Source organism: Streptomyces atroolivaceus (assembly GCF_000717025.1).
Taxonomy (GTDB): domain Bacteria; phylum Actinomycetota; class Actinomycetes; order Streptomycetales; family Streptomycetaceae; genus Streptomyces; species Streptomyces atroolivaceus.
In genome coordinates this window covers 1-12424 of record NZ_JNXG01000004.1, presented here as the reverse complement: position 1 = coordinate 12424, position 12424 = coordinate 1, and the positions used below count along the sequence as shown (strand labels likewise).

The window sequence follows — 12424 nt, the reverse complement described above, 5'->3', positions numbered from 1 at the left end:
CGGTCTCAGCCCTTGGTGATGTCCTCGGCACCGCCGAAGCGCCGGTCACGGCGGGCGAACTCCAGGCAGGCGTTCCACAGGTCCCGGCGGTCGAAGTCCGGCCACAGGACGTCCTGGAAGACCATCTCGGCGTACGCGCTCTGCCAGATCAGGTAGTTGGACGTGCGCTGCTCACCGCTGGGGCGCACGAAGAGGTCCACGTCCGGCATGTCCGGGTAGTAGATGTACTTGGCGAACGTCTTCTCGTTGACCTTCGACGGGTCGAGCCTCCCGGCCGCGACATCCTCCGCGATGCGCTGCGCGGCGTCGGCGATCTCGGCCCGGCCGCCGTAGTTGACGCAGAAGTACAGCGTCATCCTGTCGTTGTCCTTGGTCTGCTCCTGGGCGACCTGGAGCTCCTGGACGACGGACTTCCACAGCTTCGGCATGCGGCCGACCCAGCGGATACGGATGCCCAGCTCGTCCATCTCGTCCCGGCGGCGGCGGATGACGTCCCGGTTGAAGTCCATCAGGAACTTCACCTCGTCCGGCGAGCGCTTCCAGTTCTCCGTGGAGAACGCGTACAGCGAGAGGTTCTTGACGCCCATCTCGATGCAGCCCTTGAGGACGTCCATGACGACGCCTTCACCGACCTTGTGACCCTCGGTGCGCGGAAGGCCCCGCTCCTTGGCCCAGCGGCCGTTGCCGTCCATCACGACGGCGACGTGCTTGGGCACCAGGTCGCCGGGGATCTTCGGCGGGGTGGCACCGGAGGAGTGCGGCTCGGGGGTCTTGTACTCACGCCGGTTCCGGCCGCCGAGCATCCCGCGTACTGCCATGGGCTTCTCTCGTCTCCCTGTGTCAATTCTCTACGTACCGCAGCGAGCGCAGGCCGCGCTCCAGATGCCAGTGCAGATAGGCGGACACGAGCCCGCTCCCCTCCCTGACATGACGCGCCTCGGACGCGTCCGCCGTCTCCCAGTCACCGGTGAGCAACGCGCTCAGCAGCTGAAGGGCCTCCGCCGAGGGTACGACGCTGCCGGGCACCCGGCAGTCGCCGCATACGGCACCGCCGGCCGCGACGGAGAAGAACCGGTTCGGACCGGGCATTCCGCACCTGGCGCAGTCGTCGAAGCTGGGGGCGTAGCCGTTGACGGCCAGGGAGCGCAGCAGGAACGCGTCCAGGATCAGATTCGGCGCGTGCTCGGCGCGCGCGAGGGTGCGGAGTCCGCCGACGAGCAGCAGGTACTGCTGGACCGCGGGTTCGCCCTCGTGGTCGGTGAACCGCTCGGCGGTCTCCAGCATCGCGGTGCCCGCGGTGTAGCGGCCGTAGTCGGAGACGATGCCGCCACCGTACGGAGCGATCGTCTCGCTCTGGGTGCACAGGGGGAGCCCGCGTCCGATCAGCTCGCTGCCGCGCGCGAAGAACTGCACGTCCACGTGGGAGAAGGGTTCGAGCCGCGCCCCGAACTTGGACTTGGTGCGGCGCACCCCGCGCGCCACGGCACGCACCCGCCCGTGGCCGCGGGTCAGGATCGTGATGATCCGGTCGGCCTCGCCCAGCTTCTGCGTACGCAGCACGACGCCGTCGTCCCGGAACAAGCTCATGCGCCCATTGTCGCGCACCGGGGCCCCCGGAGAGCCCGCGAGGCCCTGCGCGGGGCCTCGGAGAGCCTCGCGGGGCCCTGCGGCGGCCCTACGAGGGCGTACGCGCCGCCTCGAGCAGCTTGGCGGTGTCCGCGGGGCAGAGCTGGAGGGCGCTGCCCACCGTCGTCAGCACGTGGCGCTCCGCCTGGGTGTAGGGGCCGTCGGCGAGCGCGATCCTGGCGCCCCGCAGCAGGACCGCCTCGCGGCCGGGCACGGCCAGGTGCGGCGCGAGCGGCTCCAGGACCTCGTGCAGCTCGATGGCGAGGGCGGCGCCGCAGGCCTCGGCCGCCGGGTCGGTACCGTCACACGGCCCCGTGTCGGCGGCGAGCACCTCGACGATGGTGAACAGCTGTTCCTGCGAGCAGTCGTCGAGTCCCGCGTCACGGACGACGGCCGCGGCGGTCTCCAGGACCGTGCGCGAGGTGGTGCCGCCCGCGGCGAGCACGGCCAGCGTGACCGTGTGCACGGCCTCCCGCAGCATGGCGGAGAAGCGGGTGGTGGTGGGGTGGTCGAGGGTGTCGGGCGCGAAGTGCGTCCCGCAGGCCGCACAGGCGACGACAGGGCCGGCGCTGCCCCGGGCCAGCAGTGGCAGACCGAGGACGGTGAGGCGGTGGCGGCCGGTGAGACGCCGGTAGTTGCGGTCACCCCCGCAGCACGGGCAGAAGAACTCCCCGTCCCCGACGGTGTCCCAGACGGTACGGATGCCGTAGATGCGCAGTCCCCTGGCGCGATGTCCTTTGGCTGCCCGCACGTCGCACACCTCCGTAACTCCCCCGTAGCCCTTCGGACACGGGAGGTGCCCCCGGGCAACATTGCCGCGTTGGACGTGATGTTAGCCACATGTGTGTCGTGACGTCAGCATCCCGGACGTCACAACACCGGGATATGGCCGAACCCCGCCCACCCGCGAGGGGTGAACGGGGCTCTCAGGTCACGCAGTTCGCCGGCGTAACGGGCGTATGCCCGGAATGCCGTGCGACGGCGTCAGCGGGACGCGCGGTTGACCGCGGAGACGACCGCCTTGAGCGAGGCGCGTGTGGTGTTGGCGTCGATACCGATGCCCCACAGCACCTTGCCGTCGATCGCGCACTCGATGTAGGAGGCCGCCTGTGCGCTCGCACCCTCGCTCATCGTGTGCTCGGTGTAGTCCAGCAGACGGGCGTCGATGCCGATGGCCTGCAGCGCCTCGAAGAACGCGGAGATCGGGCCGTTGCCCGTGCCGGTCAGCACCGTGTCCGCGCCGTCGACGGTGGCCTCGACGGTGATCGTGTCCTGGCCGTCGGTGCCCGTGGTCGTCTGGCCGGAACGGATCTGCACGCGCCCCCAGGCGTTCTCGGGGCTCGGCAGGTACTCGTCCCGGAAGGTCGACCAGATCTGGGCCGGCGTGACCTCGCCGCCCTCGGCGTCGGTCTTGGCCTGAATGATCCGGGAGAACTCGATCTGCATGCGGCGCGGCAGGTCCAGCTTGTGGTCGTTCTTCAGGACGTAGGCGATCCCGCCCTTGCCGGACTGCGAGTTGACCCGGATGACCGCCTCGTAGGACCGGCCGACGTCCTTCGGGTCGATCGGCAGGTACGGCACCGCCCACTCGATGTCGTCGACGGTCTTCCCCTGGGAGGCGGCGTCGGCCTCCATGGCGTCGAAGCCCTTCTTGATGGCGTCCTGGTGGGAGCCGGAGAAGGCGGTGTAGACCAGGTCGCCCGCGTAGGGGTGGCGCGGGTGGACCTCCATCTGGTTGCAGTACTCGCTGGTGCGGCGGATCTCGTCGATCTGCGAGAAGTCGATCTGCGGGTCCACGCCCTGCGAGAAGAGGTTCATGCCCAGGGTGACCAGGTCGACGTTCCCGGTGCGCTCGCCCTGGCCGAACAGGCATCCCTCGATGCGGTCGGCGCCCGCCATGATCGCCAGTTCGGCGGCGGCGACGGCGGTGCCCCGGTCGTTGTGCGGGTGGACGGACAGGCAGACGTACTCGCGGCGGCTCAGGTTGCGGGACATCCACTCGAAGCGGTCCGCGTGGGTGGACGGCGTCGAACGCTCCACGGTGGCGGGCAGGTTGAGGATGATCTCGCGGCCCTCCTCGGGCTGCCAGACGTCACAGACGGCCTCGCAGACCTCCAGGGCGAAGTCCAGCTCGGTGTCGGTGAAGATCTCCGGGCTGTACTGGTAGCCGAAGACCGTCTCGTCACCCAGGATCTTGTCCGCGTACTCCATGACCAGACGGGTGCCGTCCACGGCGATCTGCTTGACCTCCTCCTTCGAGCCGCGGAAGACCACGCGGCGGAAGGTGGGTGCGGTGGCGTTGTACAGGTGGACGGTGGCGCGCCGGGCACCGACCAGTGACTCGACGGTGCGCTCGATCAGCTCTTCGCGGGCCTGCGTCAGGACGGAGATCGTCACGTCCTCGGGGATCGCGCCCTCTTCGATGATGGAGCGTACGAACGCGAAGTCGGTCTCGCCGGAGGACGGGAAGCCGACCTCGATCTCCTTGTAGCCCATGCGGACCAGCAGGTCGAACATCTCGCGCTTACGGGCCGGCGACATGGGGTCGATCAGGGCCTGGTTGCCGTCGCGCAGATCGGTGGACAGCCAGCGGGGCGCCCGGGTGATGCGGTTGTCCGGCCAGGTGCGGTCGGAGATCTCCACGGCCTCGTAGCCGCGGTACTTGTGGACCGGCATCCCGGAAGGCTTCTGCAGCTGCTTCGCGTTGGTCACCGGCGTGGGGCCACCGACGGGGGTGACGGCATCGGTGTGCACGGGGGAATTCACTGCGGTCATGGCGTACGGCTCCTCTGAGGTCCAGCAGGGGCGGCCGACTGTGTCGCTGCAACAGCGAACTCCGCGGGGAGGGAGCCGGCCTACGACTACAGGCCCTCGCCGCGGCAGCTAAGAAGGAGCAGCCCGAAACGCATGATGCGGCAACACTAACCGAGGGGCGCCTGGTGCGTCGGTCCGTATCAGTATGCGGGATCGAGCCGTCATGAAGGCAGAACGGTGATACATCACTCTATTTCGTCAATCGCGATCGCAACCAGTGACACCGCGATGACCGAGTGCCACAGTCAATTGCATGCAGCCTCGACCGAACAACGGGTTCCAGCCCGTCTTCTGCACCATCGTGCCGCCCCACGTCCTCGACAAGCTGTCCCAGGCCGACGACCCGCTCCTGGCAGATCCCGCACGGCGCACCCTGGAGGCCGACGGGGCCCGGCGTCACCACCGGCGGGTGACCGCGCTGGCCCGGACCCCCCGGGCCACCCGCACCTCCGCCCCGGTCCCCACCAAGCCCCACCGCACCCTGTACGACTGCCGCCACGGCACGGACCTGCCGGGCGTCAAGGTCCGTGACGAGGGCGACGAACCCACCGGGGACGCCGGCGTCAACCGCGCGTACGCGGGACTCGGCGCCACCTTCGACCTGCTGCTCAACGAGTACGGCCGCAGCTCGATCGACGGCAAGGGGCTGCCGCTCATCGGCTCCGTGCACTACGACGAGAAGTACAACAACGCGTTCTTCGACGGGGAGCAGATGGTCTTCGGGGACGGCGACGGGGAGATCTTCCTCGACTTCACCCTCGCCATCGACGTGATCGCCCACGAACTGGCGCACGGTCTCACCCAGTACACGGCCAACCTGACGTACGAGGGCCAGTCGGGCGCGCTCAACGAGTCCGTGTCGGACGTCTTCGGCTCCCTGGTCAAGCAGTACTCACTGGGCCAGAGTGCGGAACAGGGCGACTGGCTGATCGGAGCGGGACTGCTCGCCCCCCGGGTCGACGGCGTCGCGCTGCGCTCGATGAAGGCCCCGGGGACGGCGTACGACGACGATGTGCTCGGCAAGGACCCGCAGCCCGCGTCGATGGACGACTACGTCGAGACGGACGAGGACAACGGCGGGGTCCACATCAACTCCGGCATCCCGAACCGCGCCTTCCACCTGCTGGCCACCGCGCTCGGCGGCAACGCGTGGGAGCGGGCCGGCCGGATCTGGTTCGACGTGCTGACCGGCGGCGAACTGGCCCAGGACGCGTCCTTCAGGGACTTCGCCAAGCTGACCGTCGCGGCGGCGCAGCACAGGTTCGGGGAGGGTGACGAGGCCGAGGCGGTACTGAAGGCGTGGTCGGAGGTGGGCGTGCCGACCCGGTGACCGGGTAGGTAGACGCGGGGCCGTCCGGGCGGGGTCAGTCAGGAGCCAGTACGCATGCGCATTCAGGTGAGCCGGACCGGCGGGTTCGCCGGCATCGCACGGCACGGCGAGGTCGAGACCTCGGGGCGGCCCGACGCCGCCGGGTGGGAAGCGCTGGCCGAGGCAGCGCTCGCCACCGGCCGGGACGGCCCGCCCGCAGGGGTGCCGGACGGTTTCCGCTACCGGATCACGGTGGGTGACCGGACGGTCGAGTGCGCGGACCCGCGACTGTCCGAGGCCCAGCGGACGCTGATCTCCCGGGTGCTGAAAGAAGGCGCGTAGGCACGGCCCCGGCCGCCCGTGGGGCGTCCGGGGCCGGAAGACCTGCTCAGAATCCCAGCTTGCGCAGCTGCTTCGGGTCCCGCTGCCAGTCCTTGGCGACCTTCACGTGCAGGTCCAGGAAGACAGGCGTGCCCAGCAGGGCCTCGATGTGCTTGCGCGACTTCGTGCCGACGTCCTTGAGCCGCTTCCCCTTCGGGCCGATGATGATGCCCTTCTGGCTGGGACGCTCGATGTAGACGTTCGCGTGGATGTCCAGCAGCGGCTTGTCCGCGGGCCGGTCCTCGCGCGGCAGCATCTCCTCGACGACGACCGCGATGGAGTGCGGCAGTTCGTCCCGTACGCCCTCCAGCGCGGCCTCGCGGATGAGCTCGGCGACCATGACCATCTCGGGCTCGTCGGTGAGGTCGCCCTCCGGGTAGAGCGGGGGGCTCTCGGGCAGCAGCGGAGCGATCAGGTCGGCGAGCAGGCCCACCTGCTGGTCCTTGACCGCGGAGACCGGAATGATCTCCGCCCACTCGAAACCGAGCTCCTCGCCGAGGCGGGACACGGCCAGGAGCTGCTCGGCGAGCGCCTTGGAGTCGACCAGGTCGGTCTTGGTGATGATCGCGATCTTCGGGGTCTTCTTGATCCCGGCGAGTTCCTTGATGATGAACTTGTCGCCGGGGCCGAGCTTCTGGTCGGCGGGCAGGCAGAAGCCGATGACGTCGACCTCGGCCCAGGTGGTCCGTACGACGTCGTTGAGCCGCTCCCCGAGCAGCGTGCGCGGCTTGTGAAGGCCGGGCGTGTCCACCAGGATCAGCTGGGCGTCGTCGCGGTGCACGATCCCTCGCACCGTGTGCCTGGTGGTCTGGGGGCGGTTGGAGGTGATCGCCACCTTCTGACCGACCAGAGCGTTCGTGAGGGTGGACTTGCCCGCGTTGGGGCGGCCCACGAAGCAGGCGAAGCCGGCCCGGTGGGGGGCGGTGTTCTCAGCCTGCTGCGCAGCAGCTTCTGTGTTCGGTCGAGCGCTCATGGCGCCCATTCTCCCCGATCCGGGCGGCGGCGTTGCACAGCAGGGCGCCGCCGACCCGAATCAGCCCGCGGTGACCGTGGCCCGGAGCGTCCCGTCGGGGCCCGCGAGCAGCACGGGCGTACCGGGCCCGCCCAGGTCGCGGACGGCGGCCCGGTCGGCGTCCGAGGCGGCTTCGGCCTCGGAGACGACGGCCGCCGCCTCCAGGGACGTGGCCCCGCTCGCCACCGCCATCGCGACGGCGGTCTGCAGCGCGCTGAGCTGCAGCGACTCCAGGGCCACCGTGCCGGCGGCATACGTACGTCCCGTCTCGTCCCGCACCGCCGCGCCCTCGGGCACTCCGTTGCGGGCCCGGACGCTGCGAGCCAGGGTGACGATCTTGCGGTCCTCGGCGCCGAGGCCGGTGCTGTCGGTCATGTGCTGAGCATACGAAGGGGACATGCACCCCCCTCGCAACGGGGTCCGTCCGGCCCGGCCCGGGGCACCCCGGGCCGGGCGTCGGGCGAGTCCCCCGGCGCCACGGCCCGGCCGTCGGCAGCGGGCGGCCCTACGGCCGGTCGAGGCGCAGCCGTTCCGCCTTGGGGAGCCCGGCGACCACCAGGTCGTAGCTGTCCTCCACCAGCTCCCGGACCATCCGGTCCGGGAGACCGGAGACCGTCACGGTGTTCCAGTGCCGCTTGTTCAGGTGCCAGCCGGGTACGACCGCTGTGTACTCCTTGCGCAGCCGCAACGCCTCGTCCGGGTCGCACTTGAGGCTCACCGTCAGCGGCCGCGCGTCGAGCACACTGAGGGCGAACATCTTCCCCAGGACCTTGAAGACCGAGGCCTCGGGCCCGAAGGGGAACTCCTCCGCGCTCGCGTTGAACTCCAGGCAGAACGCGCGCAGTTCCTGGGGAGTCATGCCGACTCCACTCCCTCCGGTTCCACCAGCACCGTGACGATCTTGTTCCTGCGGCCCGCCGGGGACTCCGCGGTGAGACGGAGCTTGCGCCCGTCGGGGAGGTCGACGAGGGAGGATGCTCCGGAGATCGGGACCCGGCCGAGCGCCTTCGCCAGCAGTCCGCCGACCGTTTCCACGTCCTCGTCGTCGTACGCGTCGAGGCCGAACAGCTCCCCGAGGTCGCCGATGTCGAGCCGCGCGGTCACCCTGAAGCAGCCGTTCTCCAGCTCCTGGACCGGCGGGAGTTCGCGGTCGTACTCGTCGGTGATCTCGCCGACGATCTCCTCGAGGATGTCCTCGATGGTGACGATGCCGGCTGTGCCGCCGTACTCGTCGATGACGACGGCGACGTGGCTGCGGTCCTGCTGCATCTCGCGCAGCAGGTCACCGGCGTTCTTGGTGTCGGGGACGAACGCGGCGGGGCGCATGGCCGTGGAGACCAGGTCCGCCTCCGCGTCCCTGTTGATGTGCGTCTTGCGGACCAGGTCCTTGAGGTAGACGATCCCGACGATGTCGTCCTCGTTCTCCCCGGTGACCGGGATCCGCGAGAAGCCGGAGCGCAGCGCGAGGGTCAGTGCCTGACGGACCGTCTTGTACCGCTCGATGCAGACCAGGTCGGTGCGGGGGACCATGACCTCGCGCACGAGGGTGTCGCCGAGCTCGAAGACCGAGTGCACCATGCGGCGTTCCTCGTCCTCGATGAGCGACTCCTGCTCGGCGAGGTCGACCATCGCCCGCAGCTCGGCCTCACTGGCGAAGGGTCCCTTGCGGAAGCCCTTGCCCGGGGTCAGCGCGTTGCCGAGGAGGATCAGCAGCTGCGGGACCGGCCCCATGATCCTGGCCAGCGGCAGCAGGACGTACGCCGCGGCCGTGGCGGTGTTCAGCGGGTGCTGACGGCCGATGGTGCGCGGCGAGACCCCGATGGCGACGTAACTGACGAGGACCATGACCCCCATGGCGAGGGCCAGCGCCTGCCAGGTCTCCTGCAGCTCCTTGAGGCAGGCGTACGTGACGAGCACGCCGGCCGACATCTCGCACGCCACGCGGACGAGCAGCGCCACGTTGAGATAGCGGGTGGGGTCGGCCGCGACCTGTTCCAGCTTGGCGCTGCCGCGGCGCCCCGCCCGCACGGCCTCGGCCGCGCGGAAGCTCGACGTGCGCGCGATCCCGGCCTCGGCGCAGGCCGCGAGCCAGCCGACGACGATCAGCAGGACGGCGCCGGAGATCAGGGGGACGCTCACGAGACGGTGGGGGCGGGGGACGGCCCGGTCAGCCCGTGCTCACCGCGCCAGCCGTCGACGATGGCCGCCTGGAGGCCGAACATCTCGGCCTTCTCGTCCGGCTCCTCATGGTCGTAGCCGAGGAGGTGCAGCACTCCGTGGACCGTGAGGAGCTGCAGTTCCTCGTCCATGGAGTGCTGGGTCTCCGCGTCCTCGCCCTGCTTCTTCGCGACCTCCGGGCAGAGCACGATGTCACCGAGGAGCCCCTGCGGGGGCTCCGCGTCGTCCTTGGCCGGGGGACGGAGCTCGTCCATCGGGAAGGACATGACATCCGTCGGGCCGGGGAGGTCCATCCACTGGATGTGGAGCTGCTCCATGGCGGCGGTGTCCACCACGATCACCGAGAGTTCGGACAGCGGGTGGATCCGCATCCGGGCGAGGGCGTAGCGGGCGATGTCGAGGATCGCCTGCTCGTCGACCTCGGTCCCGGACTCGTTGTTGACGTCGATCGACATGGTGCGCTGCGACTACTTCCCGTTGCGGCTGTTGCTGCCGTCTGTGTTGTCGTACTTCTCGTACGCGTCGACGATACGGCCGACGAGCTTGTGCCGGACGACATCCTGGGAGGTGAGCCGGGAGAAGTGCACGTCCTCGACCCCGTCCAGGATCTCCTGGACCTGACGGAGACCGCTCTTCGTGCCGTTCGGCAGGTCCACCTGGGTGATGTCACCGGTGACGACGATCTTCGAGTCGAAGCCGAGGCGGGTGAGGAACATCTTCATCTGCTCGGCACTGGTGTTCTGCGCCTCGTCGAGGATGATGAAGGCGTCGTTCAGCGTCCGTCCCCGCATGTACGCGAGCGGCGCGACCTCGATCGTGCCCGCCGCCATGAGCCGGGGGATCGTGTCGGGGTCGAGCATGTCGTGCAGGGCGTCGTAGAGCGGACGCAGATACGGGTCGATCTTGTCGAAGAGGGTGCCGGGGAGGAAGCCGAGCCGCTCCCCCGCCTCGACGGCGGGCCTCGTGAGGATGATCCGGCTGACCTGCTTGGACTGCAGGGCCTGGACCGCCTTCGCCATGGCGAGATAGGTCTTGCCGGTGCCCGCCGGGCCGATACCGAAGACGATGGTGTGCTTGTCGATCGCGTCGACGTACCGCTTCTGGTTGAGCGTCTTGGGGCGGATCGTGCGGCCACGGCTGGAGAGGATGTTCTGGGTGAGCACCTCCGCGGGGGTCTCCGCGCCCTCCCCGTTGCCGTTCCCGCTCGCCCTGAGCATGGCGATCGAGCGTTCCACAGCGTCCTCCGTCATCGGCAGCCCGGTGCGGAGCACCAGCACCATCTCGTCGAACAGGCGCTGGATCAGGGCGACGTCCGCCGCACTTCCAGTCGCGCTTATCTCGTTGCCCCGGACATGGATGTCGACGGCCGGGAACGCCGTTTCGATCACGCGCAGCAGCGAATCGCCCGATCCCAGGAGCATCACCATGGGGTGTGCGGCCGGAATGCTGATCTGGGCACGCGCCTGCGGCTGTGTAGGTGACTGAGTCATGGGCCGGCCCTCGGGCCTGCGCATACCTCCCGTTGCAGGGCCGTCGCTGCTCGACTGCCTCTGGACTACCAGCGTACGACTCCGGGCCGACAACGCCGAGAGGTTTTACCCGGTGATCATCAGCCCTTCACTGCCGGAAGCCGATGGTCGGGACGGCGCGGCGCAGCGGCCACGCCCTGCTCGTGGCGGGCAGGAGCTCCTCCAGGAAGGCGTAGCGCTCGAGCGCCGCCGGGTCCTGGCCGGCGGTGGTGCGTACCTGTTGCCACCAGCCGCCGATCTCCGCCCATCCGGGTGCGGACAGTGAGCCGCCGAACTCCTGGACCGAGAGGGCAGCCGTCAGCCCGGCGAAGGCGAGACGGTCGGCGAGGGGCCAGCCCGCCAGCGTGCCCGTGACGAACCCGGCGACGAAGACGTCGCCCGCCCCGGTGGGGTCCAGGGCCTCGACCTCGATGGCGGGCACCTCGGCGGCCGTCCCGGTCGCCCGGTCCACCGCATAGGCGCCCTCCGCCCCCAGGGTGACCACGGCGAGGGGCACCCGTTCGGCCAGGGCGTGGGCGGCGGCGCGCGGGCAGTCGGTGCGGGTGTAGCGCATCGCCTCCTCGGCGTTGGGCAGGAAGGCCAGGCAGTGCCCGAGGTCGGGCAGGGCGTCCAGGTCCCAGCGGCCGGTCTCGTCCCAGCCGACGTCGGCGAAGACCATGGCGCCGTTCCTGGCGGCCCCCGCCACCCAGGGCTCGCTGCGGCCGGGGGTCAGCGAGGCGACGGCGGCACGGGCGCGCGGGGGGCAGTGCGGGAACGTACGGCCGGGCATCGCGGACGCGTCGGGGGCCGGCGCCTCGTGACCGTGCGAGACCATCGTGCGCTCGCCCTCGTACGCCATGGAGACGGTGACGGGCGAGTGCCAGCCGGGGACCGTGTGCGACATGGCGAGGTCGATGCCCTCGCCCTGTTCGAGAGCGTCCCAGCAGTACTCGCCGTAGTGGTCGTCACCGAACGCGGCGGCCAGCGAGGTGCGCAGGCCGAGGCGGGCGAGTGCGGTCGCCATGTTGGCGACGCCTCCGGGGCTGGAGCCCATCCCCCGGGCCCAGGACTCGGTCCCGCGCACCGGTGCGCTGTCCAGGCCGGTGAAGATGATGTCCAGGAAGACCGTGCCGGTCAGGAAGACGTCGCAGGCCGGGTCCTGCGGGACGCGCAGCCCGAGCAGCGGGTCGATGCCTGGATTAGCTGTGCTCACCGTGCGCTCCCCGGCGTGGCAGATCTGAACAGTGCGAGATCTGGCCAGTGTGCCGGATCGGCTTCCCCATCCGCAGAGCCCGCGCCGAGTCGCGCGCACTCACCCCGACCTGCATAAACATGCGTTGCTACCCGGCGCGGAAACGCATAAACCTTGGTGTGACCCAGATCACATCGAGCCGACTTTCCGTCGCAGGTTCGTGCTTGATACAAATTGGCCCGCGAGCACCGTTCGGGACAGTTGACGACGAGTGCCGCTTCTCCCGCTTTTTCTCGCTTTACCCTCCCCTGCCTCACCGCGCCCCGCTTTCCCCCGCCTTACCCTCCCCTGCCTTGCCCTCCCCTGCCCTACCCCTGCCTTGCCCCGCTCCACCCTCCCCCGCC

Annotated in this window: 13 protein-coding genes; 2 read left to right on the top strand and 11 right to left on the bottom strand. The window is 69.9% G+C overall.

Annotation, left to right across the window (positions count from 1 at the left end):
- Positions 1–5: 5 nt before the first annotated feature.
- The 4 genes from OO67_RS11560 to leuA all read right to left on the bottom strand — a co-directional run bounded on the left by OO67_RS11560 (position 6) and on the right by leuA (position 4401).
- Entirely contained in the window at positions 6–818 is an 813-nt protein-coding gene (locus tag OO67_RS11560) for an isoprenyl transferase (protein WP_033299534.1), read from the bottom strand.
- A 22-nt stretch (positions 819–840) separates the two neighbouring features.
- On the bottom strand, positions 841–1587 hold the full coding sequence (recO, locus tag OO67_RS11555) for a DNA repair protein RecO (protein ID WP_033299532.1): 747 nt from the start codon (positions 1585–1587) through the stop codon (positions 841–843).
- An 88-nt stretch (positions 1588–1675) separates the two neighbouring features.
- Positions 1676–2377 (bottom strand): TerB family tellurite resistance protein, encoded by a 702-nt coding sequence (locus OO67_RS11550; protein ID WP_033299530.1) that lies wholly within the window; start codon positions 2375–2377, stop codon positions 1676–1678.
- A gap of 233 nt (positions 2378–2610) precedes the next feature.
- On the bottom strand, positions 2611–4401 hold the full coding sequence (gene leuA, locus OO67_RS11545) for a 2-isopropylmalate synthase (RefSeq protein WP_033299528.1): 1791 nt from the start codon (positions 4399–4401) through the stop codon (positions 2611–2613).
- Between the two features lie 292 nt (positions 4402–4693).
- Here leuA and OO67_RS11540 point away from each other — a divergent pair, with 292 nt between their 5' ends.
- Positions 4694–5770 carry a M4 family metallopeptidase gene (locus OO67_RS11540; protein ID WP_033299526.1) on the top strand — a complete coding sequence of 359 codons (1077 nt, stop codon included), beginning with the start codon at positions 4694–4696 and terminating at the stop codon, positions 5768–5770.
- A 54-nt stretch (positions 5771–5824) separates the two neighbouring features.
- Complete coding sequence (locus OO67_RS11535; RefSeq protein ID WP_033299525.1) at positions 5825–6091, top strand: protealysin inhibitor emfourin; 267 nt, start codon at positions 5825–5827, stop codon at positions 6089–6091.
- Between the two features lie 46 nt (positions 6092–6137).
- Here OO67_RS11535 and era read toward each other — a convergent pair whose 3' ends face one another.
- The 7 genes from era to OO67_RS11500 form a co-directional block, all read right to left on the bottom strand.
- Positions 6138–7112 (bottom strand): GTPase Era, encoded by a 975-nt coding sequence (gene era, locus OO67_RS11530; protein ID WP_208861002.1) that lies wholly within the window; start codon positions 7110–7112, stop codon positions 6138–6140.
- Positions 7113–7163: 51 nt separating this feature from the next.
- Positions 7164–7517 (bottom strand): hypothetical protein, encoded by a 354-nt coding sequence (locus OO67_RS11525; protein ID WP_033299522.1) that lies wholly within the window; start codon positions 7515–7517, stop codon positions 7164–7166.
- Between the two features lie 130 nt (positions 7518–7647).
- Positions 7648–8001 carry an MmcQ/YjbR family DNA-binding protein gene (locus OO67_RS11520; RefSeq protein ID WP_033299521.1) on the bottom strand — a complete coding sequence of 118 codons (354 nt, stop codon included), beginning with the start codon at positions 7999–8001 and terminating at the stop codon, positions 7648–7650.
- Entirely contained in the window at positions 7998–9281 is a 1284-nt protein-coding gene (locus OO67_RS11515; protein ID WP_033299519.1) for a hemolysin family protein, read from the bottom strand. The genes OO67_RS11520 and OO67_RS11515 overlap by 4 nt, the downstream gene beginning before the upstream one ends.
- Entirely contained in the window at positions 9278–9775 is a 498-nt protein-coding gene (ybeY, locus tag OO67_RS11510) for an rRNA maturation RNase YbeY (RefSeq protein ID WP_033299517.1), read from the bottom strand. Before ybeY ends, OO67_RS11515 begins: the two co-directional genes overlap by 4 nt.
- A gap of 12 nt (positions 9776–9787) precedes the next feature.
- The gene (locus OO67_RS11505) at positions 9788–10810 is read right to left on the bottom strand and encodes a PhoH family protein (RefSeq protein WP_051709292.1); all 1023 of its coding nucleotides are present in this window, start codon (positions 10808–10810) and stop codon (positions 9788–9790) included.
- A gap of 127 nt (positions 10811–10937) precedes the next feature.
- Complete coding sequence (locus tag OO67_RS11500) at positions 10938–12041, bottom strand: carbohydrate kinase family protein (protein WP_033299514.1); 1104 nt, start codon at positions 12039–12041, stop codon at positions 10938–10940.
- Between the last annotated feature and the right edge of the window lie 383 nt (positions 12042–12424).